This is a genomic window from Thermococcus litoralis DSM 5473 (assembly GCF_000246985.2).
GTDB lineage: Archaea > Methanobacteriota_B > Thermococci > Thermococcales > Thermococcaceae > Thermococcus_A > Thermococcus_A litoralis.
Genome location: NC_022084.1, coordinates 1,037,681 through 1,064,637, shown reverse-complemented (window position 1 = coordinate 1,064,637; position 26,957 = coordinate 1,037,681). Strand labels below are relative to the sequence as shown.

28 protein-coding genes and 1 pseudogene are annotated in these 26,957 nt (G+C 38.8%); 14 read left to right on the top strand and 15 right to left on the bottom strand.

Going from position 1 to position 26,957, the window contains the following annotated elements; all coding sequences use genetic code 11:
* Positions 1–5: 5 nt before the first annotated feature.
* The 13 genes and pseudogenes from OCC_RS05745 to OCC_RS05680 form a co-directional block, all read right to left on the bottom strand.
* Entirely contained in the window at positions 6–1,166 is a 1,161-nt protein-coding gene (locus tag OCC_RS05745; protein WP_004069969.1) for an aconitase X catalytic domain-containing protein, read from the bottom strand.
* 111 nt (positions 1,167–1,277) lie between these two features.
* The gene (locus OCC_RS05740; protein WP_004069970.1) at positions 1,278–3,200 is read right to left on the bottom strand and encodes a COG1361 family protein; all 1,923 of its coding nucleotides are present in this window, start codon (positions 3,198–3,200) and stop codon (positions 1,278–1,280) included.
* The gene (flaJ, locus tag OCC_RS05735) at positions 3,197–4,906 is read right to left on the bottom strand and encodes an archaellar assembly protein FlaJ (RefSeq protein WP_004069971.1); all 1,710 of its coding nucleotides are present in this window, start codon (positions 4,904–4,906) and stop codon (positions 3,197–3,199) included. Before flaJ ends, OCC_RS05740 begins: the two co-directional genes overlap by 4 nt.
* Before the next feature lie 10 nt (positions 4,907–4,916).
* Entirely contained in the window at positions 4,917–6,551 is a 1,635-nt protein-coding gene (locus OCC_RS05730; protein ID WP_004069972.1) for a type II/IV secretion system ATPase subunit, read from the bottom strand.
* 1 nt (position 6,552) lies between these two features.
* Positions 6,553–7,251 (bottom strand): ATPase domain-containing protein, encoded by a 699-nt coding sequence (locus OCC_RS05725; protein ID WP_004069973.1) that lies wholly within the window; start codon positions 7,249–7,251, stop codon positions 6,553–6,555.
* Positions 7,252–7,281: 30 nt separating this feature from the next.
* Entirely contained in the window at positions 7,282–7,752 is a 471-nt protein-coding gene (locus tag OCC_RS05720) for a flagellar protein G (RefSeq protein WP_004069974.1), read from the bottom strand.
* Entirely contained in the window at positions 7,753–8,265 is a 513-nt protein-coding gene (locus OCC_RS05715; RefSeq protein WP_004069975.1) for a hypothetical protein, read from the bottom strand.
* 18 nt (positions 8,266–8,283) lie between these two features.
* Positions 8,284–9,358, bottom strand: a pseudogene (locus OCC_RS05710) (FlaD/FlaE family flagellar protein).
* Between the two features lie 2 nt (positions 9,359–9,360).
* On the bottom strand, positions 9,361–9,840 hold the full coding sequence (locus tag OCC_RS05705) for a flagella accessory protein C (protein ID WP_004069976.1): 480 nt from the start codon (positions 9,838–9,840) through the stop codon (positions 9,361–9,363).
* An 11-nt stretch (positions 9,841–9,851) separates the two neighbouring features.
* Positions 9,852–10,610, bottom strand: coding sequence for a flagellin (locus tag OCC_RS05700; protein WP_004069977.1), 759 nt, complete (start codon positions 10,608–10,610; stop codon positions 9,852–9,854).
* Positions 10,611–10,676: 66 nt separating this feature from the next.
* Entirely contained in the window at positions 10,677–11,624 is a 948-nt protein-coding gene (locus OCC_RS12970; RefSeq protein ID WP_004069978.1) for a flagellin, read from the bottom strand.
* Positions 11,625–11,792: 168 nt separating this feature from the next.
* Complete coding sequence (locus OCC_RS05685; protein WP_004069979.1) at positions 11,793–12,752, bottom strand: class I SAM-dependent methyltransferase; 960 nt, start codon at positions 12,750–12,752, stop codon at positions 11,793–11,795.
* A 10-nt stretch (positions 12,753–12,762) separates the two neighbouring features.
* The gene (locus OCC_RS05680) at positions 12,763–13,089 is read right to left on the bottom strand and encodes a helix-turn-helix domain-containing protein (RefSeq protein ID WP_004069980.1); all 327 of its coding nucleotides are present in this window, start codon (positions 13,087–13,089) and stop codon (positions 12,763–12,765) included.
* A gap of 462 nt (positions 13,090–13,551) precedes the next feature.
* On the opposite strand from OCC_RS05680, the gene OCC_RS05675 reads away from it, so the two are divergent.
* The gene (locus OCC_RS05675) at positions 13,552–14,301 is read left to right on the top strand and encodes a hypothetical protein (RefSeq protein WP_020953690.1); all 750 of its coding nucleotides are present in this window, start codon (positions 13,552–13,554) and stop codon (positions 14,299–14,301) included.
* Between the two features lie 118 nt (positions 14,302–14,419).
* Positions 14,420–14,650, top strand: a complete 231-nt coding sequence (locus tag OCC_RS05670) for a hypothetical protein (protein WP_148290413.1) — start codon at positions 14,420–14,422, stop codon at positions 14,648–14,650.
* Here OCC_RS05670 and OCC_RS05665 read toward each other — a convergent pair whose 3' ends face one another.
* The gene (locus OCC_RS05665; protein ID WP_004069981.1) at positions 14,651–15,088 is read right to left on the bottom strand and encodes a chemotaxis protein CheW; all 438 of its coding nucleotides are present in this window, start codon (positions 15,086–15,088) and stop codon (positions 14,651–14,653) included.
* A gap of 203 nt (positions 15,089–15,291) precedes the next feature.
* Between OCC_RS05665 and OCC_RS05660 the strand changes: the two genes are divergently transcribed.
* Genes OCC_RS05660 through OCC_RS12795 form a run of 12 tightly spaced genes read left to right on the top strand, consistent with a single transcriptional unit; the run spans position 15,292 to position 25,625 of the window.
* Positions 15,292–16,146 carry a CheR family methyltransferase gene (locus tag OCC_RS05660; RefSeq protein WP_004069982.1) on the top strand — a complete coding sequence of 285 codons (855 nt, stop codon included), beginning with the start codon at positions 15,292–15,294 and terminating at the stop codon, positions 16,144–16,146.
* Entirely contained in the window at positions 16,124–16,486 is a 363-nt protein-coding gene (locus OCC_RS05655; RefSeq protein ID WP_004069983.1) for a response regulator, read from the top strand. The genes OCC_RS05660 and OCC_RS05655 overlap by 23 nt, the downstream gene beginning before the upstream one ends.
* A 13-nt stretch (positions 16,487–16,499) precedes the next feature.
* The gene (locus tag OCC_RS05650) at positions 16,500–17,561 is read left to right on the top strand and encodes a protein-glutamate methylesterase/protein-glutamine glutaminase (RefSeq protein WP_004069984.1); all 1,062 of its coding nucleotides are present in this window, start codon (positions 16,500–16,502) and stop codon (positions 17,559–17,561) included.
* A gap of 4 nt (positions 17,562–17,565) precedes the next feature.
* A complete protein-coding gene (locus tag OCC_RS05645; RefSeq protein WP_004069985.1) occupies positions 17,566–19,854 on the top strand; it encodes a chemotaxis protein CheA in 2,289 nt (762 codons plus the stop codon).
* Positions 19,844–20,464: a chemotaxis protein CheC gene (locus OCC_RS05640; protein ID WP_004069986.1), complete on the top strand. Its 621-nt coding sequence runs from the start codon at positions 19,844–19,846 to the stop codon at positions 20,462–20,464. The genes OCC_RS05645 and OCC_RS05640 overlap by 11 nt, the downstream gene beginning before the upstream one ends.
* Positions 20,464–21,078, top strand: coding sequence for a chemotaxis protein CheC (locus OCC_RS05635; RefSeq protein ID WP_004069987.1), 615 nt, complete (start codon positions 20,464–20,466; stop codon positions 21,076–21,078). Before OCC_RS05640 ends, OCC_RS05635 begins: the two co-directional genes overlap by 1 nt.
* Positions 21,075–21,569: a chemotaxis protein CheD gene (locus tag OCC_RS05630; RefSeq protein WP_004069988.1), complete on the top strand. Its 495-nt coding sequence runs from the start codon at positions 21,075–21,077 to the stop codon at positions 21,567–21,569. Before OCC_RS05635 ends, OCC_RS05630 begins: the two co-directional genes overlap by 4 nt.
* A gap of 11 nt (positions 21,570–21,580) precedes the next feature.
* Positions 21,581–21,790 (top strand): hypothetical protein, encoded by a 210-nt coding sequence (locus tag OCC_RS12800; protein ID WP_004069989.1) that lies wholly within the window; start codon positions 21,581–21,583, stop codon positions 21,788–21,790.
* Positions 21,753–23,828 (top strand): methyl-accepting chemotaxis protein, encoded by a 2,076-nt coding sequence (locus OCC_RS05625; protein ID WP_004069990.1) that lies wholly within the window; start codon positions 21,753–21,755, stop codon positions 23,826–23,828. Before OCC_RS12800 ends, OCC_RS05625 begins: the two co-directional genes overlap by 38 nt.
* 36 nt (positions 23,829–23,864) lie before the next feature.
* Positions 23,865–24,587: a hypothetical protein gene (locus tag OCC_RS05620; protein WP_004069991.1), complete on the top strand. Its 723-nt coding sequence runs from the start codon at positions 23,865–23,867 to the stop codon at positions 24,585–24,587.
* A 10-nt stretch (positions 24,588–24,597) separates the two neighbouring features.
* Positions 24,598–25,272 (top strand): CheF family chemotaxis protein, encoded by a 675-nt coding sequence (locus tag OCC_RS05615; protein ID WP_020953688.1) that lies wholly within the window; start codon positions 24,598–24,600, stop codon positions 25,270–25,272.
* Positions 25,269–25,625 carry a hypothetical protein gene (locus OCC_RS12795; protein WP_020953687.1) on the top strand — a complete coding sequence of 119 codons (357 nt, stop codon included), beginning with the start codon at positions 25,269–25,271 and terminating at the stop codon, positions 25,623–25,625. Before OCC_RS05615 ends, OCC_RS12795 begins: the two co-directional genes overlap by 4 nt.
* On the opposite strand, the gene OCC_RS05610 is transcribed toward OCC_RS12795, so the two are convergent.
* Positions 25,622–26,905 carry a PQQ-binding-like beta-propeller repeat protein gene (locus OCC_RS05610; RefSeq protein ID WP_004069992.1) on the bottom strand — a complete coding sequence of 428 codons (1,284 nt, stop codon included), beginning with the start codon at positions 26,903–26,905 and terminating at the stop codon, positions 25,622–25,624. The genes OCC_RS12795 and OCC_RS05610 overlap by 4 nt on opposite strands.
* Between the last annotated feature and the right edge of the window lie 52 nt (positions 26,906–26,957).

The window sequence follows — 26,957 nt, the reverse complement described above, 5'->3', positions numbered from 1 at the left end:
TCACCTCACGGGGCATCAAGAAGTAACTTCTCCGTATTCTCAAGCCTCACCTTTAGCCCTGCTGAGGAGAAGTAAAAGCTCGCCTTTCCGCTGTTTGTAGCTATTCCCCCATACCACTTCTCGACCGGAGAGACTATCAAACAGCTGTCGGCTATTATCTTTCCATTGTATCGCTCTATAACTTCGCTATAGCCCAGAGCATCTGCGAGAGCCTTCACAGCTCTGCTTGCGGTTATTAAAAGCGGAACTTTTAGAGGCTTCTCCCTCATCTTCAAAATCTCAGCAACCTCTTTTACTTCCTGAATCGAAGCATGGGGACAGCCTATTACTATTGCGTCTATCTCTCCCCACTCTGCGTTGAACTTCTCCTTAACCTCTTCAAGTTCCTTCCCATCAACCTCAATCCTCTCAAGTTTATCCGCTATGGCATGTTTGTATTCGGGAGTTTCGCCTTCAACATGGTAGAGGGCTATCGAACCAGTTGCAGCCATCGAAGCCCCTAATTCTTTGAGGTAGTCAGTTTTTTCAGACTTGAGGTTTTTGAAGTAGGGTATGTCGTTCTTTAGAGCTTTGCCGAGGTAGTAGCCCAAAAAGCTGTAGTCTGCAAAGTCCTTGAGCTTTGCGTTTACCTCAACAATAACCGTTGCCTTTCTGTTTTCCTCAAGATGAAGGCCATAATTTGGAGTTTTACCAACGATTGCAGCTGCAAGGCTTGAGGGCCCGCCTTCTCTGTTTGTTCTCGCTCCTATTATGGAGTTTGCAAAGATAACCGCGGAGCTCTCGCTCCATGCTATATGGTCACCAAACTTCGGAAGGTTTGCACCGTAGTATGGGGTACAGGTGGAGGTGATCTCTATTCCCATAGCTTTATAGAGCTCAAGGATCTCTCTCTGCTTCTCCATAAAGAGCTCGTCCCCAATACCAGCTGGATTGAGAGTAGTGTAAACGCTAACCTTCGCCCCGGAATCTACGAAATCTTTCAAAAACTCTATTCCAGCATCTCCAATGTTTTTATAGGAAACCCCCGCCACTTGGGCACTTTTTATTGGAATTAACCTATCCGCATTATATATCTCTCCCAAGGCCACAAGAATCTCCATAGCCTTTTGTAATGCATAGCCGTATTCTCCGGCAAGTATTAGTTCTTCCTCCTTTGTGAGGTACATCTTACCACCAATATAAAATTGGGATAGAGTTTAAAGGATTTTTCAATAGAGCGATGATGACTTCAAAGCTAATCTCTCCACTTTCTTATCCTAGCTAAAGAGTGAAAGATGTTATTCTCTTTGGGATTGTATCCATGCTAGTAGTATGATAAATGCAGAACCAAGCAAAAATCCGGCACTCAAAAATATGAGCTTTGCCTTAAGTGGAGTGTATGGCACTTCCACAGTATTGTTTACAATTCTTTCAACTACTTTTTCCACTGGCACGCTCTTATTTACATAAACGATCTGAGGTGTACATTCTCTGTTTTGCTCTTGGAATTCTTCTTGAGATTTGTCCTGGGTAAATGTAATCCCCTCTTCATCTTTCCCTACTATCCTCCCATTAGAAATAACATATGCTTGCAAAGTAAGATTTGTTGAGTCTAAAGGAAATACTCTAATCTTAAATTCTGCCGTTTTATTTGGGATAAGAGATACCAAGCGCTCTATGTTAGAACCATTTAGTGTAAAAGAATCTGCATTAATAATTGCAAATTTGGAAACTGGAATCCTAAGAAGTACAGGTGTTTTCGTATTTCCCCTATTCTGAATACGTATTGAGACATCGAAGGGGGCAAGTGTTAAATTGGCCGGCGCGGAGATGTCAACATCATACTTTACCGTAGCTTCTTCAACAGCTGCTGTCACTGAACTGTGTGAAATCTCAATAGTTCCATTTTCATTGCAACCAAACCCAGTAGAGGTTTCTGCTATTACTCTAATACTGCCAAGAGTTATTTTCCCGTACTTTTTGACTCTAATCAAAAACTCAGCTTCATATGAGGAACCAGCTTCGATTTTTGGGACATATATCACGTTGTCTCCTATTGACTCTACCCAGGAGGAGGGAGCATAGAAAATTCGTACATTCTTTAAATCAACATGATCCTTATTCTTCAAGACAATCTTTAAAGGAACCTCATCAAATTGAACTATCTTGGAAGGAATCACAGGAGATATTTCCACTTCAGGGATAAGTTCCTCCATAGTAAGAATAGAGGGATCTGTTACGAATATTATCAATTTAGCTGTCTTTGATTCAGAGGTATAGTTAACATCCAACACTCCCACATCTATCCCCTGATAGGTCAGTGCCTTTGAATGGTTTCCAGCGGATAAAAAGCTTCCACTTAAGGCTTTTCCGCAAAGATTCTTTATACTCACATAAGCTTGCGAATGGAAAATGTACTCTGGGACTACTAAATATGGCCCTATCCTTGTATTTTCATTTTCTTTTAATGTTTTTTCAAAGTGAGGGAGTAGATAAACATTAACATAGGCTCCTTTAAGATAAACCTCCATTTCCACGTATTTCTCTCCAATTAAATCTTTTGGTGAAATAACAAAAATTCCTATTTCAACGGTATCTCCTACAGGGACCTCATATTCATCTTTGTCTATCACAAACTTTACCACATTCTTATATTTGCCAGAAATGTTCTCTATTAATGCCTCTTTAAATGTTATCGAATGAGAATGGAAGGTAAATGTTTCGTCCTTTTCAAGATATCCAGAGAAGATTTTTGGATAAGGTGTTAACTTTACTTGAAGATTATCGTATTTAATGTCAGTTGACGTATACTCTTTGCTTTCGTTGTTTATCCTTAACTTTATTTTGGCAGTATTGTTACCGACAGATAGCAAAGATAGCGAGTAGTTTCCAAATAGTATGGTTTCACCCTCAAGCAGATAAGGGTATTCAAGAGAGATATAAGCATAACCTTGTTTTCCAACTATTGTCCGATGAATTTTGAAAACGAGATCATCCACAGAGAGATTCTGACCAATTTTTAAAAGTTGAAGATGAGAGCCATTAGGAGTAAAATATTCGACATAAGTTGAACCATCAACAAGAGATATGTCCTCAATCTTGAGGGTGTAGTTGGGAATCTCTATCTTAACTGGGGTTTCAATCCATCCAACTATAGATGATGCCGCAACAAATTGGAAAAAGAGCATGAAAACAAACACGGGTATTATCTTCCCTTTCATTTCAATCCCTCCAGCAGTATTAACAGCATTTGGCCCCCTCCAAGACCCATCATTCTTTCCATTAATGTCTGGCCTATGAACATACCAACGGCAAATATCCAAAGCAAGATAACAAAATAATACAGAGAAACTCCTAAATGTCCTCCATCTGCAAGCTTTATTGTAACAGCAGACACTAAAGAATGAACAACCATGAGGAGAAGCATTATTCCAGTTAAAAATACAAGTCCACTTGGTTGGATGACATGAATTATATCTCCAAGATACTCAACAGAGATTTCCATTCTCCCAAAGAGTTCGCTTATTGAAACGGCAACTTGAAAAGAGGAGGCAATTGAAAAAGCAAATGCTCCAGTAATGCCATAGATAATCCCAATAAAGCTTGCTATACTTTGCTGTCTTTTTCTCCTGAGTCTTACAAGTCTTTCGAAATTTCTTGAAATAACTTTACCAACATAGTCTGGCTCAGCACCAAGTTTTATACTTTCCCTAAACATTTCTGAAAATATACCAACCAACCAGCTTCCAGTTTCTGCTATAAAGAAGTCCCATCCTCTCTCATTGCTGACCCTCACGGCAAGTCTTCTATAAAGAGCTCTTATATCCCGAGTTAAGGTACCAAAATCATGAGCACTTAGATACTTTAATACAAAAATGAGAGAGCTTCCACTTGCTGCAAGAGAGGAACTCAAACTCCTAATAAACGCAGGGAAGTTTTCATCCTTTCTGAAAATACCCTCTTCTTCATTCCTAATCACCCTTCCAGCATAAGCCAGGGGTGTCAGAATCAAAGAGACTACAAATGGATATGGGATATCAAACCTAGGCCTAAGAACAAGTATATAAACACCAAAAACTACAACAACCCCCCCAATTGAGATCATTAAAGCTCGTTTTATTCTTCTATCTCTTTCAGTCGGGATTTTTCTTTCAGCCCATATTGGATCCTCGGGCATTCTATATTTAATCACAAACATAACCCCAATTTCCGCACTTAATATTATCATGAGAAGGTAAATAGCAAGCCGCCCTACATCTTGGCCTGTTATTAATGGCCCAATAATTATAAACGCTGCAATAAAAACAACTGAGATAATTATTGATTCATAAATCTCCTTAAACACATCAAGATCATACAACGCTCCTTCATAAAATGTTTGATAATCATCCATCACCGTTTGTTGTTCTTGGAATAGATAATCCTTGAGCTCCACACCACTATCGAGGGAGTATGCTAATCTATCCAAAAAATCGGCAAATACCTTGCTTGGTGTTCTCCTAGCTAAAAATCTAAATGCTTCAGGTAAGCTTCTGTGAAGCTTGTTCACTATTATGTACACCTTCTTAAGCTCACTAGCAATTGCACCAAGTTTAGGATCATTTGCCAAAACTTGTATGAGCTCCCCTCTTGACATTTCGCTCGTAGACAACACAGCGAAGTAAGTAATAAAATATGGAATTTTAGAGTTAATTGAAATTTTCTTCGTATCTGCTGTGGTGTAGGGATATAGAACAGCGTACATCAAAATTATCAGTGGAATAAGGTTTAGAATTATTCTCAGCCCCAGGGGAAGCGCTATAAATCTCGGAACAATAGACGCTATTATAAAGAGAACAATGGAAAGTAGCAATGTGGGTAGAAGTACTTTCTTTAAGTATTTTTTCATTGAAAGATCTGCTTTTACAAAAATGCTTATGTCACTCATAGCACCACCTCTAGATTCTAAAGCTCAGTCCCTCAATGCCCCTCTCATAAAAAGCTTTGATTTCTCTGTAAACGTCCCAATAGTAAGTAATGCCCAGCTCGACCATTCTTTGAAGAATCCTTGCTCTTAGGAACAACTCGTTGTATATCTCTTTAGGGTCTTCATATCCTGCTATTTCGGCTATTTTTCTTTCTAGAATGTATGAATTGTTGAACCCCCTGAAATGATGAACGTCTGAAACCGGATCCCATTCAAAAACGTTTCTTGTTGCTACTCCGCCAAGTTCTTCATAATACCCTTCAATCTCCACAACCGTTAGAACTCTTCTAAGGAATTTACCTCTTACATATACTGCCTGCTGGAAGAGAGCTATGTTTAAGTTGTCTATAAAAGTTACTGGAACGTTGATAGGACTCCCAGTAAATCTCTGAATCATCTTTTTAACATCTCCAGCATGAAAAGTACTCATAACTGGGTGACCAGTCTGCATAGCCTGAAAAGCTATAGCACCTTCTGCACCTCTGATCTCACCAACTATAATGTAATTGGGTCTTGATCTTAGAGCAGCCTTAAGAAGATCAAAAAGTGTAACTCTGCTCTCCTCTGGACCTCTCTCCCTAGTAACAAGTCTTTGCCATGTAGGGTGAGGAGCCACAACTTCAGGGGTATCTTCAGCAGTATAAATTTTGGAGTTTGGTTTTATGAAGGGGATAATTGCATTAAGGGTTGTTGTTTTACCACTAGCCGTTTCTCCACATATAAAAACACTCATACCATATTCTAAGGCAAGCCATAGATATGCTGCTATTTCTGCACTTAACGTCTTCCAAGCTATTAGCTGGGTAATGCTTAGTGGGGTTGCCGAGAATTTTCTTATTGTTGCACTGGGACCTTTGAGACTTATATCTGGACTATATATTATGTTAATTCTTGAACCATCTGGAAGAGTGCCATCTACAATTGGATGTCTATCGCTAACAGGTCTTCCTATACGCTCACTGAGGTTTTTCAAATAGTCTGCAAGCTTTATATTATCTCCAAAGGAAATATTGGTTGGAAGTGCCTCAAAAATCTTGTGAACAAGAGAAACATAATTGGCCCCAATTATGTGAATGTCTTCAATATAGGGGTCTCTCGCAAGAGCTTCAAGAGGTCCAATACCTATTATGTCCCTCTTTATTAAATACCTAAACTTTTCCATTTCCTCACGTGTTAAAATTAGAGGTGAACTGCGTTTTAAAGGACTCTTAGAGGATTTAAGTAAAGAAAAAACCGCTTCTTCAAAAATATTGTCTAAAAACACTTCAAATTCTTCTTCATCTTCCGGAATGTCCTTAAATGGTGCCAATTCCAGAATTTTGTTCTTTATTACCTCATATTTTTCTTCTTCCTCTCTTGTTTCAATCTTAGGTTCAATAACAATATATTTTTTATCGGTTTGGGCATCCCCATATATATGAATGAAAATTGGATCCCCAACTGGATAAATTATATTGGGCTGGGGAAGTTCCTTCATATCTCTGCTTAATTGGGGGTGAAATTCAGGCATTTTTCCATACTTTTTTCTAAACTGTTCAACATATTTTCTCAAATGGGGGTTTCTTCTCATTGCGTCTTCTAGTGTATCATTCAATTTTTGAGCCATTTCACACCACCGCTGCTATTTCTACTACCAATCCCACCTTGGGTTCTACTCTGAATGGTATTATCTTCTGAAAAACACCTTTAGCATTGTTGTACTTCACAATAATCGCAGAATTTTTCAAATCACCACCAAATACCTTTACTTGTAACCTAACTAGCATTGTAGCGGCTTCTTCCAACAAAAACAATGATTCCCTATCTATTTCTTCGGTATTTGATGTAAGGATTATTACCTTATCTAAACTCGCAAGCTTCTTTATATACATAAGAAAGTTTCTAACAGCATCTAAATCCTGCTCTCTTGAGAGTAGAGCAGAAAAAGAGTCGATTATTATTATATCCGTCTCCCAGAGTCTTGGTTCACCTAGTAATCTGCTTAAAAACTTTTTCTTTTCACTAACTCCTGTTAATAATGGGTATAACGACACAAAGACAAGCTTCTTTCTGATCAAAAATGGTACAACATCATATCCTAAGGAAAACATCTGTCGAATATACTCCACTGTTGTGTATTGACTAGACACATAAGAAACACGATATCCATTCATTAAGAATCCATATAACAATCTTTGGGCAAAAATAGACTTCCCAGTACCTCTATCTCCCTCTAGCAACATAATTGTACCTGCTGGTATCCCACCTCCAATACGTCTGTGTAGCTCATCTCCTTTAAGCTCCATTCTAAAGACTTCCTCGACCAAATGAACCACCTTCTATTATCACTTATTTGACTAGGGGAGTCGAAATACAAAGCTTCTCACCTTTCCATTTTCCAACACTATCACAAGTTTGTGGGCTCCACTAGAGAGAGTCGTGGTAACTACAATTTTCCCAACCTCATACGGATCTAAAGAGGAAATGGGAGCGTTATTGACATCTACAAGAGTAAGGTTCGATGGAGGTATCATATTTCCATCAATAAATACTTGTAATGCATCGCTGCTAAAGGTTATACTTTCTTTTCCAACGTTTTTTATGTAAAATATATAATTATATGGGCCCGTACCGGCTACTGGAATGTTCTCTGGATCATTTATTATAACAGCGTCTGATTTTAAGTTATATGACAAGCTCTCCCCCCTTATTTTGATACCCCCAGCGATATCATTTGTAACATGTGCTAATGCACCTGCAACACTTCCGGCAACAATAATAGCCACTATAAACATAATCAGCTCTGACGCTGGTCCACCTGCGGCCATTTAGGTCACCTCGCTTGGACATACCCATGAAGTGGTGTCTATAAGCACAGCACTTCCATTGTAGTGCCACTTTACACCTAATCCACATCCATTTCCAACAAATATCCACAGGGTATGTTGGGAGGTAGTTAGAGGAATGAAAGTTATGTTTAGAGAGGTGCTCTCACTTGGAAGCAAATATTCAGAGGAGGATAGGAATCCTATGTTATCATCAGCAACATTAAAGAGAGTTACATAGTTTCCATCGTATATTCCACTCCAATAATCTACATTCACTGTATTCCCATTATTTTCAATTGTTAAGGTCAGGTTGTAATGATCAGAACCTATTGCGTAGGAGTGAGAGGCTAAATTAAGCTTAGTGCTCAACCTCGATATTTTTAAATCATACCAATATCTCTCAGCGTCTTTAACTTGGACATAGCTGTTCTCCCAAGCTAGATATAGATTGGATACTATCAATAAAATTGAAGTAAAGAGAATTGCTGTACTTGCTGAAACGCTGAATCCCATTGGCGACACCCTATCTCATTAGACCCCGTAGAACTCATCCAGCGTTTTCTCTAAGATTTTAACTTCTCTTTCAAGTTTATCAAGTACATCCCTCGTTATTCTTAATCCCCTAAGTCTCTCGATGAAGAGCAATGATATTAAGTGATCCTGAACCGTAAGCTTCTCAGAAGGCTTCCATTCTGGGTCTCTGTGATGAGGTCTGGTTCCCTTTGCATATCTCAACAAGGCATTCAGAACTCTTTCGCTTATCCACCCGATGTCGTAGTAAAACTCAAGAACACTTTCCAAGTTCTGAATACCGACCCTATCTATAAGGAATCCAAGCCACTTAAGAGCTATCATCGTTGAGACAATGTCCTCGGGAAGCGTTTCTAACCTCGCTTTTTTAGGTTCTTCGGCAAATAATAAGCTTGCTATGTCCTCTGGAACTTCAAACTTCTTTTCTGACATCTCAACTTCACCCCCCTCAGCAACATCCGCAGGAGTTTCAAAAGTTTCCATCTTTTCAACTTCCTCCTGGGGAAGTTCTTCAATTTCAACAATATTCTCATGAGCAGGAAATTCCTCATTAATTTCCCCAATAGGTACCTCTTCTTCAGAAACCTTCTCTTTGGGTTTTTTCCACAGCCTGTTCAATTTTCTCTTGTAGTTCCTCAATTTTTTCTGGGATTTCCTCAAGTACTTCAATAATTTTTTTGTCTTCTTCTGGACTTTCTAGTTCTTCATCTAGGCTTTCAAGCTTTTCTTTGATATTCTCTACTTTCTCTTCTAATACCTCCGCTCTTTTTTCGTGGATATTAAATTTGGCTTCCTCCAAGCTCTCTACCAATCTCGAAAGTTGAGCACTTAATTCACCCAGCCTGTTGCCCAGTTCATCAACCCTTTTACTTATCTGCTCATACTTAGCGGATTGACTTCCATAAGTATCAAGTACCCTCTGAATTATTTTTTCCAGCTGATCGTAGGTAAGCTGGTCTCTTTTAGCCATTAGCTTTTCCCTGAGATCATTGATAACTACTGAAGGTACTTTTCCTCTTAGCTCTGAAAGCTTGGCATTTATGTCTGCCTCTGTTATGTACCTCCCGTCCTCCATGCCTACACCTCCGAGAGAACATCATATATTATTGAATCAATATCAACACCATAGCCTGCTAATACTCTTATGTCATTTTTTATTTGGGCAAGTTCCATCTTGAGGCTCTCGATCTCTTGCTTCACTTCATGTAGTTCTTGTGAAAGGGGGTTTTCTTGCATCAGTTGCTCTTTGAAAGGGTTGATTTCCTGGGAAATAACTTCATACAGCATCATAATGTCCTTTATGGTCTTTTCTAGTCTTTCAATATCTTCCCTCACTTCCTGAAACTGCTTTTTCAGTGTGTCAATACTTATTTTTATTCTTGGAACTTCGTTTTCAACTTCGCTGAGCCTTTCCATTACTTGATTTATCATCTCCTCTTCTTCTCTTCTCTCCATTCTCTCCTCAAGCTCATCTATTAGCTCCTCCGTTTCGCTTTCACTCACTGAAGGTTGCTTTTTCTTTTTGCTAAAAAGAGATGAAAGAAATTCAAGTGCCATTTTAACCACCGTTATTGTAGTTCAACGATTTTTGTTGTGTATGTTGCAGGAGTTACGAATTCAATATCACCATCGTCTCCCGTTTCTGGAATTACCTTTCCGATTACTTTAGTACTCGGAGGAATTCCAAAACCGTCTAATGGATCCTCGTCGTTATCAAATGGAATCGTCCATAGAGCTATTACTGTTATATCTCCCCAGCTGAGTGTTGGATGTTCTTTGACTAAACTTCCATCGGAATCTTGGACTACTATTATGCCAAAGGCGGGAATTTTCTCGTCTTTTGTCAAGTATGCCAAGTTCTCCCAGAGGGAAGTAACATTATTGGTAGTGTTGTAGCTATTTATTGATGATAACTTGTTCTCTACCTCCCCGCCAAACACGTCCATAATTGGCCCTTTGTAAAAGAACGTTCCATTGTTCAAGGCAGAGGCATTTGGATAAGTGTAAACAACCATGCGGTCATTGTTTGTGAGCATTACTTTGACGTTGCTGAGATCAATACCCCCTGAGCCGGCATTTGGAGAGACGTAAATTACCATTCTTGTTATATTCTTACCACTCGGTACTGTGCCGTTTACATATCCGTACACGTGGAGTACTTTTATACCACTTGAGACTTCTTGAGTTGTTTCCCTTCCAGCCGCTTGCGCTCTCTGCTGAAGGTAACCACTTGTACTTATAAGCACTCCTGCAGCAACTGCAGCTACCAATACCATGGCAATGAAGACTATCAGCGTTCCAATGCCGACGGCACCTTGCCTTTTCACTTTTTCACCTCCTTAAAAGCATAAATAAAAAACTCAAAAAATTTATGAATGAAACCATAAAAAGCTTCACTGCAAGTCTACCACGTTATCGGTGTATGTGCTTGGTGTTGTGAAGTCAATTACAGCAGGAGCGCCGAATTCGGGAATAACTTCACCTGTAATCTTTGTTCTTACTGGAATACCATTGAACAGCGCCTCAACGTCAACGCCTAAGATAGCTATGTCTCCTTGATTGATGGTTGGGGTGTCTCTTTGGAGTGATTCATCATAGTCCTGTATTCCAATTACACCAAATCTAGTAGCATCAAGTGCTTTCCAAACGAACTCTGGCCATGAAACTGCTGCTTCTTGGGTTAGGGTACTATTTACTATCTGAAGTGAGGTATCACTTGTGTAGTCAATGCCTCCATCAAAGATGCCTGGGATTGGTCCCTTTGTGAATTGTGGTTTGTTGAAGTATATCCAGGTAATGTTTCCACTTGTTGCATCTTGGCCAAATTGGAGTATGCCATCTGCCTGTAATTTGCTCATGTTGACGTAGTATGAATCAAGACTTGAGAGGGATGCAGCATTAAGAATGTACTCTGTTAATCCAAGTGCACTTGCAAACTGGGTTGCATTGGCATATACGTAGCCTCCAGAGGTGAAGTTTGCAATGTTTAGTCCGGTAATGTTAGCACCTCCGTATTTGAGGAGAGCCTCAACACTTCCATTTGAGAGCACAATCTTCGTGTTAAGCAAGTCTATTCCTGAGCTTCCTGCGTTTGGTGAGACATAAATTGCAAGTTTTGTGATTTTATTTCCGTTGGTTGGAACATAACCAACGACGCTGGTAACTTTAACACCGCTTGCTACTTCTTGTGTTGTCTGTCTGCCTGTGCTGGAGGCTTTTTGTTGGAGGAACCCGCTGGTGTTAATGAGCACTGCTGCAGCAACTGCAGCCACCAGCACCATGGCAATAAACACTATCAAGGTGCCAATACCAACAGCACCTCTTCTTGTTCTAACTTTCATTACCAAGGCACCTCCTTGGAAGTTCTTCAATTGTAATCTAAAAAAGTTGAATTATAAATGGTTTTTTTGTTTTTAGTTGTGTATTTGAATATGTAGGTATAGGTGTAGGAAAGGTTAATCACGACCAAAAAGTGACAAAATTTTTGAAAGAATAAAACGTAAAAACAGCTAAAGTTTCCGTATAACCATAACACCCTTACCTGGAGACTCCACACTAACGTCAAAACCTTCTTCTTCTAGTATGGTAGATATTTCAGCCCTAGTTGGATATCCAACAAAATCCTTATTCAAGCCTTCAAAAAATTCCAATGCAGGGAGATTTTCGAAACTATCTCTGAACGGTTCAATTATAATAATCTTACCGCCTTCTTTTAAAGATTCAACTGCCCTTTTTATAACTCTTCTTCTGTCATTAATGTACTCCAAGACAAAGCTAAGTACAGCTACATCGTATCTATGGGAAGGTTTTATCAAGCGTGCATCAATTTCTTTTAAAGATACCCAATCGTAGCCCTTTTCTTCTACTCTCGACTTGGCTATTTCTAAAAGAGCTGAAGAATAGTCCACACCAAGGTAATACCCATTAGGTCCTATCTGCCCGGCAAACTCTATAGGAGAAACTGAGCCGCATCCAATATCGATTATCTCTGTGTTTGAAGAGATTTTACCGAGATCAATTATTATTTTTCGATATAGGGATGCAAAGTTCGATTTCATCCTCATGTCCCAAAAATCAGCGTCTTTGTCAAAATCCATAGACACATAAGGATGGTCTGCAGTTATAAAAGCATAATCTACCATTTCGTATATTTTTTCTAAAAATTTTATCCAATCAGGGATTATCTGTTTGTAATTCTCTCTAAAAATCTTTACCTCGTAAAAAAATCGATTTAATCTGGGTCCTTCTGAAGTTTCATGAACAACTCCAAGTTCATTTAATGTTTTGAGAAATTTCTCTAGAAGACTTTTGTTTTGAATCTCTATCTCTTCAAGAGCCTTTCTCGTATCTTTCTCCGAAAGAGCCTTAAAGACGTTGTATTTCATGCCAACCTGCATAGTATAAAGGAGGGCAGTATCTATCATAACTTGCAGATTTGTATCCAGTGTCTCAATCAGAGATACGTTCATTATGTCCACCTCACATAAATTTTCGGTAATAAGTGTAGTAAGATTTAAGATATTCTACTACTTTCTTTCCATATTCCGTGAGCCTATAGTATTTAAAGCCATTATTAGAAATTTCTTCAACAAGTCCTAGATACACGAGAGAACTTTCACCATTGTATCTATTGCCAAGCCCCACAAGGGCTCCTCGAACGTTTGATGGATCAGAACCGACCACCCTTGCTATCTCCGAAAGATAAGTAGCAGAAGGGTAGAGCTGATATAGATAGAGCAATATTCGACGCCGAAGCTCACTTCTATGAAGGGAGCGCAATATGTGTGGGTTTATATGAAGAGCCATGTATCTACCCCCTTGATGTGGATTTCACGAGACGTACTTATGTACATCTTTGCCAATGTCATAACTTTTAAGTAACACCTTGAGACACACGATTTAATGCTGAGTGGTGATTCAAACACTGAGGTCATTCCAGCAATATTATTAGATCAATGCAATATATTTAAACTTTTCGGAAATCATTGCATATTATTCAACAAAATCCCAAAATATCTAAAGTATCATATAATCTCCGCAATCAAAATATTGGAAAAACACTATGTATCTAATGGTAGAATTTAACGAAATAATAGCCGCAGAGGGATATTATCACGTGTGCCATAGAGGTTTGTAAAGGTATTCTCAAAAATTTGTTTAAAGTTCAATAAAATTTTCATTGTGCAAATTCACACAGATAATTTACAATAAACCTTTTAAAAAATAAGCTAAAAATAATGGTTAGTTTAGTCATTGGAGGATACAACAATGATTGAGTATCTTTCCATAGTTGCGATAATATTTGTTTTAGCCTTGGCATATTATGTTAAAGATAATGTAAACAAGGTAATTTCACATTTTTTTGATGTCAAAAGAAGTGTGCAATCTTCAATGGAGGAAGTCGAACACATAAAAGAAGAACTAACCTCCCAAATTGCCTTACTACAGCATGATGTTGAACATTTAAAAGAAAATAAAGTTGAAGAGCTTGATGAATATGAATCATGGAAGATCAAAAATCTAGAACAAAAGATTTCAAAATTGGAAAAAATATTAAAAGAACAAGCAACTTACGGAAATAACAGAGAAAAAGAGCTCAAGTTTATTAAAAATGAAATTAGTTACTTAAAAAGTGAAATACATAAAACTCAAGAATTTCTTCAAAAGGAACTTGATAAACTGAAAGATGAGGTCAAAAATAGTCTAATAAGAGAGGTAGAAGGGGAAATTGAACTATTGGAAGAGATGATTGAACAGAGAAAAGAACAAGAGCTTCAAGAATTCATGGAGATACTCTCATTCTCTGTTAATTTAAAGCCAGAAAAGATCCAAAAAGGATTGCTTGAGTTAAAAAAAGGACTTCTCTCCCTTAGAGACATAGCTAAGATATATGTCCTTACTGAGAAAGGCCAAGAGGAGTTTTACAAGTTAAGGAACAACATAATAGAGCTCCTCAAGAATCTCAGAAAGCTTGCTATTGTTTCTCACCCAGAAGAAAAAAATCTACAGCCAGTTTAGAGATATTATCTTAGAACTCAAACGCCTTGATCTGCCAATGAAAGTAGAAAAAAACGGGCAAATAAAAGAACTTAATCCCGAAAAAAGTTTTATAGAAATACACCACAGGATATATTCAATGATAGGCAAAGTTGACAAAATAGCCGAAACATTGGACACCCCTATTCCAGTAACCCCCATAGAAAAAGAATTTTATGAAAAGTTAAAGATACAATTCGAAGAGTTGAAACAGCTAGAAATGCAACTGGAGAACCTTATGTCCAGGCTTGGTCAAAAAATGGAACTTGAAGACCCAACGATTAAATCAAAAAAGGAATTAGAAGCTCTTCTAAAGGAGCTGGAGTTGTAGTTACCATTCTTCCCCAAAAAGCTTATCCAGATCTATCATTATTAACAGCCTTTCGCCATTATTTATTTTCGCTATCCCTTTTATAAAACGCGTATCCATTCTTGAGACTAGTGTTTTTGGCGGATGTTCAATTTGGTCATCCGTGAGGGTAACTACGTCTGAAACTGCATCAACGATTATTCCCACTATCTCATCCTTTACCTCGGCTAAAATTATCTTTTTGTCATCTAAGGGCTCATCATCGTAATAACCAAGTTTCTTTTTCAGATTTATTACTGTGGTTATCTGTCCTCTAAGGTTCATGACCCCTTCAGTATACTCGGGAGCATTTGGAACTCTTGTAATTGGCATCATTTCTTTTATTTCCCTAACTTTCGAAATATCCAGACAGAATTCTTCGTTCCCAACTCGGAAGGCAACTACCTGAATCTCTCCCATGGCTCTCCCCCACTTTGGATCTGTTAGGTATTTGTTTGGCAATAATATTGTTAGTGTTAGTTATAACTTTTTTCAGAACCTGCACTATCACATACATAAATATATACACATAAAGGATTTTTAGAGTATTTTACAAAAGATTATATAACCACTCAAAGGTTCCAAAGATGTATTAAAAAATTTCCAACAGTGGGGGCAAAAACATGATCTTAAGAGACCGCGGATATGAACTCATAAAAGCTGAACTATTTAAACATTTAGGAGTTAGTGGAGATGCCTACAAAGATACATACTTAAAAAGGAGAATCCAGGCCAGAATGAGAAAACTCGGAATTTCAAACACCATGGAGTACTACCAGTTACTCAGAAAGAATCGTCAGGAGTTAAATAACCTAATTTTAACAGTTGCAATAAACGTAACCGAATTTTTTAGAGATCCACCAGTTTGGAGAACATTCCAAAAAAAGATAATTCCAGAGTTAATCCGATATAAACGAGAAGCAAACAGCCGCTCTATAAAGATTTGGAGCGCTGCATGTTCAACCGGACAGGAACCATATTCTATAGCTATCAGCCTCTATGAAACCTTGGGAGACGACCTCAAGGGTTTTAAAATCTCAATACTTGGGACTGACATAGACCGTGAAGCTCTGCAGATAGCGATCAAAGGTGTTTACCCAGTTGAGGTGGTGGAGAAAAATATTCCAAAACACGTTATAAACAAGTACTTCCTAAAGAGCGATGAGTTCTATCGTGTTCTGCCGAAACTTAGGAAATTGGTTAAGTTCCAGCATTTTAATCTCTTCAGCAGAGCGTACCCTAAGGGCTTTGATGTCATATTCTTGAGGAACGTTCTCATTTATATGGAAAAGGAAGCTCAAGAGAAGGTTTTCAGACAGATGTACGAAGCCCTTGAAAATCATGGGTATCTAATACTTGGAAAAACAGAAACTATCCTCGGAAATGCCTCTCACCTTTTTAAGCTGTATGATCTGCCTTCAAGAATTTACAAGAAAAATTTGGAGGTGGGCTATTATGGCCAAGGTATTGATAGTTGATGATGCGGCTTTTATGAGAATGCTGGTAAAAAAGATACTCGTTCAAGCTGGACACCAGGTAGTTGGAGAAGCAGGAAATGGAAAAGAAGCGGTTGAGAAATACAAAGAACTAAAGCCGGATTTAGTTACTATGGACATTGTCATGCCAGAGATGGATGGAATCAGTGCGGTGAAAGAGATCATGAAAATAGATCCTAACGCAAAGATAATTATGATTACTGCTGTAGGTCAAGAAGCAAAGGTCATGGAAGCTCTAAAAAGCGGGGCAAAGGGTTACATTGTAAAGCCTTTCCAAGCCCCCAAGGTCATAGAGGAAGTAAACAGAGTACTATCCTCCTGATGGGGGTTTGTAAGTGAGCAGAAAAATCAGAGTGCTAGTAGTAGATGACTCACCCTTTATCAGGAGAGTACTAAAGGACATAATAAACTCAGACCCAGAACTCGAAGTATGCTGTGAAGCCCGCAATGGTATCGAAGCTATAGAAGCCGTTAAAACACTAAAACCCGACGTTATAACTCTAGACATCGAGATGCCGCAGTTGAATGGTCTAGATGCTTTAAAGTTCATAATGAGCAAATACCCCACTCCTGTAATAATGATAAGCTCCTTAACACAAGAAGGAGCAGATGCCACTATTAAAGCTCTCGAATATGGAGCAGTTGATTTTATTCCCAAACCTTCCTCTCGTTTTTCCACTGGGATAAACGAACTCAGGTCTGAGATAATAGCTAAGATAAAGGAAGCTGCCAAGATACCTCCAAGATTCCTAAAATTCAGGAGAATTAGATTACTAGAATCTCAAAAGAGAATAAGAGAAAAGAAAGATGCAGCGAGAAGTATCATTGCGATAGCCGCTTCTACAGGCGGCCCCCAATCTCTTTTGAGGGTCATACCAAAGCTCCCAGCAGAGATAAAATCTGGCATATTAATAGTCCAGCATATGCCCCCAGGTTTTACTAAGTCATTCGCTCAGAGGCTGGATAGAGTCTCGAAAATTGATGTAAAGGAAGCAGAGGATGGTGATCTGGTAGAGGAAGGAAAAGCTTACGTAGCGCCTGGAGGTTTTCACATGGAAATCACAATAAGAGCAGGAAAACCTCGAATTGCCTTAAACAAAGGACCCAAAGTTCATGGGGTCAGACCAGCTGCAGATCCAATGATGATAAGTGTTGCAAGACTCTTTGGTAGAAAAACTATTGGAGTTGTTATGACCGGAATGGGAAGAGATGGTGCTCAAGGATTAGCAGAGATAAAGAGAAGAGGGGGAATAACAATAGCCCAAGACAAAGAAACTTCCATAATCTTCGGAATGCCAAAAGCCGCTATAGAATTAGGAGTTGTGGACTACGTTGTTCCACTGGATAAAATAGCTGAAACCATCATAAGAGCTGAAAAGAAGATACTTGCGGGGTGATTTTATGGAAGATCTCTCCCAATACCTTGATGAATTTTTGGCCGACGCAAGAGACAGAATCGACAGCATAAGCAATGCAGTTATCTCTTTGGAGGAGATAGTAAAAAAGGGAGGAGATGAACGAGAGAAAAAAGAGCTTATAGATCAGATATTCAGAGATGCACATACGTTGAAAGGAACGGCAGCTACAATGGGATTTATGAGACTTAGTGAAACTGCCCACAAAATGGAAAATCTCCTCGATGCGGTAAGAAACGGTGAAATTGACATAACTCCAGAAATCGTTGATCTTGTTATAGATTTTCTTGATGCAATTGAAAAAATGATCTACGATATCGAAGCTGGTTCTGGGGATGAGAATGTTGATGTTTCCCCTCTGTTTGAGAAAGCTGACAAATTGCTAAAGGGCAATCTGGAGGGAACGACCGAAGAGAAATCGCACCAAGATATCAGTGAAAAAGAAACAGCAGTTATTCATGAACAAGCACCACATGTAAGAGGAGATAAATATCACATTAAAGTACTCTTTCAAGATGACGCTCAATTAAAAAATGTAAGAGCCTTTTTAATTCTTACTGATCTAGAAGAAATTGGCGAGATTTTTGGCACTATTCCGGAAAGAGAGATAATCGAAGAAGGAAACTTCACAGGGGACTCTCTCGAATTCATAGTCATGACATCTCTATCCCCAGAAGAGATAAAAGAGAAAATAACGAGACACCCTGAAGTTAGAGAAGTGATTGTAGAAAACGTCAAAGAGAACACCCAAGAGGAAAATCCCGAAAAAAAGGCAAACGAATACACAATAAAAATTACAATGGAGAAAGAAGCCCCACTAAAGGGAGTAAGGAGTTTTCTTATAGTGCAAGATTTAAAAAAGATAGGCAACCTAAAAAAAGTCTTTCCAGAACCCAACAAACTGGAAAAGGAGGAACTTATTGATGGAAAATATTTTGGAGTCCTGCTGTACACAAATGAGAAAAAAGACAATATAACACAACTAATATTAAAACACCCAGACGTTGAAAAAGTGGAAATCTTTGAGGGAAATAAACTCAATGAAATTCACTCTGCAGATAAAAGAGAGGCAAAGAATCTAAAATCACAAGTTGATGCAGGAAGAAGAGTAAAAATCTCTAAGATGATAAGAGTTGACGTTTTTCACTTAGACAAGCTAATGAACCTCGTAGGAGAACTCGTCATTAATAAGGGCAGGCTTGAACAAATTGCCGAGAGGTTGGGAGATAGAGAGCTTCTAGAAACTCTATCTACAACTTCCCACCTTATGACAGAACTCCAAGATGAAATAATGGAAATGCGCCTCACACCAGTTGCAGAGGTTTTCAACAAATTCCCGAGAATGGTGAGAAAGCTTGCAAAGGAGCTCGGTAAAGAAGTGGAATTCAAAATGGAAGGTAGCGATATAGAAGTTGATAGGACTATTCTAGACAAGCTGGGAGATGTTTTGGTACATCTTCTCAGAAATGCTATAGATCATGGGATTGAACCCCCCGAAGAGAGAGTAGCAAAAGGAAAACCAAGAGTTGGTAAAGTGGAACTCATAGCAAGAAGAGAAAAAAGCCATATTTTAATCATAGTTAAAGATGATGGTAAGGGAATAGACCCCGAAAAAGTCAAAAAGAAAGCTATTGAAAAAGGCCTTATTTCACCTGAACAGGCCGCAGAGATGCGTCCTGAGGAAGCAATAAACCTTATCTTCCTGCCAGGGTTCAGTACAGCTGAAAAAGTTACCGATGTTTCTGGAAGAGGAGTTGGAATGGATGTCGTTCAAGATGTTATAAAAACCCTCAATGGGAGCATAAGTGTAAAGAGTGAAGTTGGAAAAGGAACAACTTTCATACTAAAGCTACCAATAAGTATGGCTATAATACAGGCTCTACTTGTAAAAATAAGCAATGAGACTTATGCAATACCTATAAACAACATCTTGGAAACCATTGATATAAAGCAAAACCAGTTGAAGACCATAGGAGGAAAAAAGGTAATAGTTCTCAGAGAGGAAATAATTCCGGTATTCATGCTCCACGAACTCTTTGGAGTTGATTATATTGAGAAAGACAAATTCCCAGCAATAGTTGTAGACCTAGGAGCCCAAAAGGTGGCTATAGGAGTTGATGAGCTTCTCAACAAGAAAGACATCGTCATAAAATCCCTCGGAAAAATGTTATCAAACATCAAAGGATTTGCTGGAGCCACGATTCTTGGGGATGGCAGGGTAGTGTTAATAATAGATATAAACAGCCTCTTTGGAGGGATTTCAGGTGGATTATGAAGAATATCTAAAGAATTTAGGGGAATTAGAAAAAAGCGCTCTTTTGGAGACCTTCAATATCGGAGCCTCCCATGCAGCAGATGCCCTCAGCCAGATAATTAACAAACCTGTTACCATAAAAGTCCCAAATATGAAAGTAAGCACAATAAAATACCTCCCGACAGAGGTTGGGGAAGATATTAAGGCTATTGTGTACGTAGGGCTTGGAGGAGATTTCAACGGTCATGCATTTTTTGTAACAGATATTCAAGATGCCATGAAAGTTTATGACATAATGTTAGGTCAAGAAATAGGAAGTACAAAAGACATGGACGAAATGGTACAATCTGCAATAATGGAAATTGGGAACATACTAATTTCAGCATTTGCTAATGCCCTCTCACAGTTCTTGGGGATAGTAATCGAGCAGACTCCTCCACAGCTTGCCATAGATTTCATTCCAGCAGTGCTTAATCTTGCAATAGTAGATGTTGCCCAATATTGTGACTATGTGATCTTAATTGGAACTAACATCTCAGTAAATGAGATAGAATTTCATGAGAATTTCTTCATAATGCCCCACGTTGAAGATATGAAAAAAATCATAAACAAACTGATGGAGGGATTGTAATGAGGTTTTCAGAATGGGAAAAGGATATTTTTAGAGAAGCTTCAAATATTGCAATCTCTCATGGGATAACGTCCCTTTCTCAAATGCTCGGTGAACCCATAGAAATGGAAGTGCCGGAGGTATACATGATAAAAAGGGCAGAATTCCTTAAAACCCTTGCAGAAAATGGAATATCCAAAAGCTTTGTCGTCATGTTTAACATTACAGAAGGATTAAACGGTCTTGCAATTCTCCAGTTTCCTCAAAAAAGCGCAACAGCCTTGGCAGCAGTACTCATGGGGATGGATCCATCCCAAATAGAAGAACTCGACGAAATGGGTAAATCGGCAATCATGGAAGTTGGCAATATACTAATTTCAGTATATACCGACATTCTTTCGACGTTAATAGGAGAATCCGTCTCATTAACCCCTCCCATTCCAGCATCAACTCTTTATGATGTAGAAAAAGAACTGGCTTCTGGAGATCTAAAGGATATAGAAAACGTCGTCATGTTCAAAAACAAGTTCAAAAAAACGGAGTTGGGCATAGAAAGCTACTTTTACTTGGTACCAACTCAAGCTTCACTTGAGAAGATAATCTCACGCCTAGAAAAAGAGGTCAAAGAGGGATGACCTTGGAGGAAATAAAAGTGGGAATTGGAGACTATGCTGTAAGCAAAGCGAAGGGGGTGATAACCACATATGGATTAGGATCGTGTGTAGGAATAACACTCTACGATCCAGTTACCAAAGCTGGAGGAATGCTACATGCCCTCCTTCCAGAGGCAAAGTACTATGGAAACAGAGGAAATCCGGCAAAATACGTAGACACAGGATTAGAGTTGCTCCTCAAAGATTTAGCAAAGCTGGGTGCAATCAAAAGAAGGCTAGAGGCAAAGATATTTGGAGGCGCCCATATTTTTGAAAACGTCACAAGTGAAAATCTCATGATAGGTAAAAGGAACATTGAAACTGCAAAAAGAGAACTAAAAAGGCATAAAATCAAGATTGTTGCCGAGGACACAGGGGGAAAGGGGGGAAGAACGATTTCCCTGAATCTTGAAACCGGAAAGGTAAAAATGAGAAAAGTTTCAAACGGAAAAATATTTGAGACAACGCTGTAGGGGTGAAAGCTATGCAGTTTAAGAAAAAACTCGTGATGGTTAATTTAATTGGGATAGTTATTTTGTTGGGGATATTCGGGGGAATGATGCTCTATGCTCAAAAGCAAATGGGACATAACATAACAACAGAACTTCATAACCCCACAATAGAACAGGCGGGGGACTTAACTACAAGGATTGCTTATGGAGTTGCCCGACATTACGAGGGGGTTTTTCAATGAAATTGAGTCCTTAGGAAAAGTTGCTTCTAGTATTGTAATTCAAACAAACAAAGAATACACAAAAAGTGATCCCCAGTATAAATCGGTGCTTTTAGAGCGCTTTAAATGGATTGTAAATGCCGACAAAAGAATTGCATACGTTTACTTTGGGGACACTGAGGGCAATATGTACATGTATCCAGATGATGAACTCCCAGAAGGGTACGACCCAAGGGTTAGGCCATGGTATCAGGCCGCTGCAACCACTGGAAAAGGAGTGTGGACAGATCCATATGCCGATGCTGCAACAGGAAAATGGGTAATAACCTATGCCACTCCCATATATGAAAACGGTAGGCTTATAGGAGTTATTGGTATCGATGTTTTTATAGATACCCTTGTTCAGGACACGTTAAATATAAATGTTGGCAAAAGTGGATACATTGCTGTGGCTAATGAAGAGGGTCTTGTTCTTGTTCATCCAAACAAGGAGTATATAATGAAGCTTGACTTTACAAAAGATCCCGACTTGAGGCCTCTTGGAGAAGCGATTCAGAGTGGTAGAGACATGGGTTACACAACATATCAATGGAAGGAGGTTATAAACGGAAGAGAAACTGGCAATATCGTTGAAAAAATAGCAGGTTTTGCGAGAATTAAAAACACAGGATGGGTAGTTTTTGCAGTAGTAAATCAAGATGATATAGCAGGCCCGATTTATTTGGCAATGGACAAAGTCCAGGACGCTCTAAGGGAAGTAATCCTCCTAACAATCGGAATATCAGTTTTGAGTGGATTGGCTATTGTTCTTCTTACATACAAGATTACATCATCGACCCTTAAGCCTCTTGAGATTCTCAAATCTGCTGCAGATTCTCTTGCAGAAGGAAAGCTTAGTGAAGTAAAATCCAAACTAAGCAAGATAAGGTACTTAGAAAACGATGAAATTGGGGCATTATTAAGAGCATTTGAGGCGGTTTCTCAAGATGTAGTAGGAACTCTGCAGGAAATAACCAAAAAGCTAGAACGCTTAGCACAAGGAGATTTGAGCAATGGATTAAGCTTAGAGGCAAGAGGAGAGCTCATGCAGGTCGTGAATTCAGTTAAAAAGATGAATGAGGATATGAAGAAACTCATAGGCGGTGTGCTAGAAATTACCGATGCACTTGAAAAGAAAGCTAATGTCCTCACCCAAGTTGCTAGTGATGTCACCGAGGCGATTAATCAGGTAAATGAGGCAGTCCAACAGGTAAGTCATGAAGCACAAAGACAACAAGAAAGCATCAACGAGATAACCGAAGGAGTGAGATTAGTTTCTGAGGTAAACCAAGAAGCCGTTGAAACTATGGAAGAGTTTGAAAAGGCTATAGGTGAAGTCGTTAGTATAGCAGAAGAAGGAAAAGCAAAAGGAGAAACCTCTGCTGAGCAGATAGAGAGTATAGAACACACGATGAGAGCTATTGAAAGCGCTGTAAGCAAAGTGAACGAGATGAGCAAGCGTATTGAGGAAATCACAAACGTTATTACAAGTATTGCCGAACAAACTAATTTGTTGGCTTTGAATGCGGCTATTGAAGCAGCCAGAGCTGGAGATGCTGGGAGAGGTTTTGCAGTTGTCGCTCAAGAAATTAGGAACCTTGCGGAAGAGAGCAAAAAGGCTGCCGATGACATAAAAGAGATAATTAATACCATGACAGAAGAAGTAAACGACGCTGTTGAAGCTACAAAGAGTGGGGTAGCGGTCGTAGAAGAATCCTCCGGAAAGCTAAAGGAAACTGCCCAGTATCTAACAACTATAGCTGAACTTATACAAGATACGGGATCAAGATTAACACAAGTCAAGGAGCAAGTTTTCAGAACACAGGAAGAGCTTGATAGAGCTTTGAAAGAGCTTGAAAACTTGGCCGCAAGTGCCGAAGAGACCACCGCCAGTGCTGAGGAAGTTAGCTCCGCTGTTGAGGAGCAAACCGCCGCAATAGAAGAGCTAAAACATGCGGCAGAAGATTTAATGGATGTTGTTCATAACCTCAGAGCCAGAGTCTCCAGATTCAGACTTTAAAAATTCCTTTAAATTTATTTTTAGGAGGTGCTTCGAATGGACTTACTAACGGCAGGCATTATATTGGTGGGGATGATAGCTGGTATTATTATAGCAGCGGCATTAGTCTCTAAAATTATGAGTGCCCAATACGAACAACTCTATGAAATGCTCAAAGTTTCTTCAACCCAAGAAACTACCACCCCTTATAAAAAGTCCCTCTCAACATCCAAAAACGACAAAGAAAAAAAACAACAAGTTGATGAAAAGGAACTATTGAAAAAGCTTAGGGAAGTTATAGATGCCAAAGTAAGTAATGTAATGGAGGAAGCCAAACAGAAAAAAGAAAGACTTCTCATGCTACTTGACGTTGCAAAGGGATACACATTAGGATACGTAACAGCGGAAGAATATAACATGTTCTTAATCAAGGTTCTAAATGAGCTGGAAGACTTCAAAAGACTGTGGCTTGCAAAATTTCCATCTTCAAAAGATAAGGAACAATTAGAATTGCTAATAAAATATGTTGCCGCCACCAAACTCCCTATAACAATAAAAACAAAGGATAAAAATACGCTCGAACTTTCACCTGAGGAAGCTTTAATAAGAATAACCAGCAGTATTAATAGCGCAGTTGAAATCCTAGACAGACTTATGGAAAGTAGAAACGAGAATCCTGCGGTTACCCCTCTTGAAGTAAAACTAACCAACGAGGTGGAAAAACTTCAAAAAAAATTAAAAGGACTTGAAAAACAGCTTGAAGAATTAAGAATGCTCTGAGGGAAAAAACATGCCAATAGGGACAACAAGAGTGAAGGTTGCAATCCAGTCCTCTTGGAAAGGAAAGGGTAGTATAAACTGGAGAGATGCAATTGCAGTAATTGAACATGATAGACTAATAATAAAATATGTCAAGATGGGGGAAGTTGTAGGAGAAGATGCATTTTCATTTTCCGCACTTACTGATATTGGAGTACGGATAGCTGATGGAATAAAGCTTGATCCAGAACAGGAACACTTTGGGCTTAAGTTTTACCTAGAAACTAGAGGAGAAGTTACTGTAATATTAACAATAGGAAAAAATCTCCTGATATACGACGAAAAAAAATTCAAGGATTTCATTCACAAGCTCTTTGAAGTTTTGATAAATGGCAGTCCAGTAAAAATAGAACTAGCTAGGATTCGGGGCGGAGCTCTTAACATGGAGGCAAAATGGATCGACGGAGCTCTAAAGATTTTGTCTTACAAATCACCAAAAACTGGAAAGCGAGAGATAAATATTGTAATCACAACCCAAGAAACTCCACCTATCCCGATTTTCTCAGATATGGAAGATCTAGAAATTGAAGAGGTAGAAATGGACGGTAAACTCGTTAATGCCTGGAAAATTAAACATTTCTACGAAGGAGAGAGCGTTGTCTCGTATTTATATATTCCAGAAAAAAGATCAAGCTTTATATTTTGAGATATCTGCTCAGATACGGGGGAGGAAACATTCTAGAGCTACTTTTAAAAGCAGCAGAAGAATTTCCCACCATTAAAATGGAGTTCCAAGAAGAGATTGAAAGAGAACTAAAAGAGCTTGAAGAGCTGGATGATATGGAAAAACAACTTTTAATGGCACTTTATTCGGGTGTTGATCCATTAGAGGCTCATGAGTTTTTAGGAATAGATGAAAGAGAACTTGAGGAAATATATGACAGATTAATAGATAAGGGAATTCTTAAAATAATCAGGATCAGAAAAGTGGTTGATTTAACAAAGAATGGGAAAAAAATTGTAAACAAGCTCGTAAAATATGGTATGGGAATGCTCTAACCTCTTTTTCTATCTAATAATAACCCTGCGAGGAGGAATATCAAAAGAGATCCCACACCGCAAATTGAATTATTCTTGGGGATTAACTTTTCTGGGTCAAATGCATAGATTTCTCCACTACCTGTTCCAATCCCCACAATTTTTCCGATACTGATACTTCTGACATATCCAGTATCAAAACTTTCTAGTATTTTTCCATCATTGGCTGAGACTACATACAGCCTACCCTCGCTATACACAACTGTTTGGTTTTTTTCCTGTTTATAAGAGAATTCTCCAGTGCCCACGAGCAGATAATCATTGTATCTCTTAACTACCTTAACACGGTTGGGAAAAGAAACTTCCCACTTTATTTGTCTACTAGCTAAGTCTAGGGCAGCCAGTTTACCTTCTTGTCCTTTTATCCCTCCAATGTATGCTATGTTGTCAAAGACTTCTATATCCTCGATGTAAAAGAGATCTTTCTGCCACTTTATTTCACCATTTTTGTCGACAAGATAAACCTTCCCGATAACATTATCAAATCCGGTTCCAACTATCGCACTGCCTTTCCATATCTCCATGTCTCTTACCCACCAAGTAGTATTAATTTTCCAAAGCAACCTGCCATCTTTTGATATCCCGTATATGTACCCAAAATAATGCTTCATGGTATATCCTGAGGGTGCACCGGCGCCGGCGTAGATGATATCTCCTACTCTTACACGTCCAATAGTACCATTTAATTCTACAAACCATTCCTCATTGAACTTGTTATTTTTAATCCTCCACTTGTAGACTCGTCCCCATGTTTCATTGGCTTTTCCTTCACCGATCCACCAGCCATCTCCAATATAAATAAATTCACCGTCAGAATCAAAGTCAAAAAAGCTTCCAAAAGTTATATTATGCGTGATGATGGATCCATTTTCCGATAACAACCAAACTTTGCCCAGTGTACCGAACCAGTTGCTTGGCCCCCTACTTATGTCAGTTCCCACTAAGATGCTCCCGTTTATTTTTTCAATCTTTCTAACAAAACCAACCTCTTGCGTCCATAGTCTCGTACCGTTTAATGAAAACGCTGAGATGTTTCCTTTATACCATAGCACACCATGTACACTATCCACGTAACCACAACCCGCATATAATGTGCTACCATCTACATAAACACTTTCAACAGTTTTTTGTACCATTACATGTTCACAAACTTGTTTTTTCCATAAAACAGGCGAGTCTTGAGCATAAGCCGCCTCAAAAATTAAAAGTCCGAAAATTATTAAGATGAGCATGCGTTTCATCTTTGCACCCCCTTATAGCTTTACTGCTCATGAAGTTAGAGTTATATATAAG

Coding starts and splice junctions, on each gene's coding strand:
- OCC_RS05745 (WP_004069969.1), bottom strand. CDS start 1,166: ATGTACCTCACAAAGGAGGAAGAACTAATACTTGCCGGAGAATACGGC.
- OCC_RS05685 (WP_004069979.1), bottom strand. CDS start 12,752: ATGAACGTATCTCTGATTGAGACACTGGATACAAATCTGCAAGTTATG.
- flaJ (WP_004069971.1), bottom strand. CDS start 4,906: ATGAGTGACATAAGCATTTTTGTAAAAGCAGATCTTTCAATGAAAAAA.
- OCC_RS05680 (WP_004069980.1), bottom strand. CDS start 13,089: ATGGCTCTTCATATAAACCCACACATATTGCGCTCCCTTCATAGAAGT.
- OCC_RS05670 (WP_148290413.1), top strand. CDS start 14,420: ATGATAGGCAAAGTTGACAAAATAGCCGAAACATTGGACACCCCTATT.
- OCC_RS05730 (WP_004069972.1), bottom strand. CDS start 6,551: ATGGCTCAAAAATTGAATGATACACTAGAAGACGCAATGAGAAGAAAC.
- OCC_RS05630 (WP_004069988.1), top strand. CDS start 21,075: ATGACCTTGGAGGAAATAAAAGTGGGAATTGGAGACTATGCTGTAAGC.
- OCC_RS05740 (WP_004069970.1), bottom strand. CDS start 3,200: ATGAAAGGGAAGATAATACCCGTGTTTGTTTTCATGCTCTTTTTCCAA.
- OCC_RS05615 (WP_020953688.1), top strand. CDS start 24,598: ATGCCAATAGGGACAACAAGAGTGAAGGTTGCAATCCAGTCCTCTTGG.
- OCC_RS05720 (WP_004069974.1), bottom strand. CDS start 7,752: ATGGCCGCAGGTGGACCAGCGTCAGAGCTGATTATGTTTATAGTGGCT.
- OCC_RS05715 (WP_004069975.1), bottom strand. CDS start 8,265: ATGGGATTCAGCGTTTCAGCAAGTACAGCAATTCTCTTTACTTCAATT.
- OCC_RS05675 (WP_020953690.1), top strand. CDS start 13,552: ATGATTGAGTATCTTTCCATAGTTGCGATAATATTTGTTTTAGCCTTG.
- OCC_RS05620 (WP_004069991.1), top strand. CDS start 23,865: ATGGACTTACTAACGGCAGGCATTATATTGGTGGGGATGATAGCTGGT.
- OCC_RS05665 (WP_004069981.1), bottom strand. CDS start 15,088: ATGGGAGAGATTCAGGTAGTTGCCTTCCGAGTTGGGAACGAAGAATTC.
- OCC_RS05660 (WP_004069982.1), top strand. CDS start 15,292: ATGATCTTAAGAGACCGCGGATATGAACTCATAAAAGCTGAACTATTT.
- OCC_RS12800 (WP_004069989.1), top strand. CDS start 21,581: ATGCAGTTTAAGAAAAAACTCGTGATGGTTAATTTAATTGGGATAGTT.
- OCC_RS05705 (WP_004069976.1), bottom strand. CDS start 9,840: ATGGCACTTGAATTTCTTTCATCTCTTTTTAGCAAAAAGAAAAAGCAA.
- OCC_RS05655 (WP_004069983.1), top strand. CDS start 16,124: ATGGCCAAGGTATTGATAGTTGATGATGCGGCTTTTATGAGAATGCTG.
- OCC_RS05610 (WP_004069992.1), bottom strand. CDS start 26,905: ATGAAACGCATGCTCATCTTAATAATTTTCGGACTTTTAATTTTTGAG.
- OCC_RS05635 (WP_004069987.1), top strand. CDS start 20,464: ATGAGGTTTTCAGAATGGGAAAAGGATATTTTTAGAGAAGCTTCAAAT.
- OCC_RS05625 (WP_004069990.1), top strand. CDS start 21,753: ATGGAGTTGCCCGACATTACGAGGGGGTTTTTCAATGAAATTGAGTCC.
- OCC_RS12970 (WP_004069978.1), bottom strand. CDS start 11,624: ATGAAAGTTAGAACAAGAAGAGGTGCTGTTGGTATTGGCACCTTGATA.
- OCC_RS05645 (WP_004069985.1), top strand. CDS start 17,566: ATGGAAGATCTCTCCCAATACCTTGATGAATTTTTGGCCGACGCAAGA.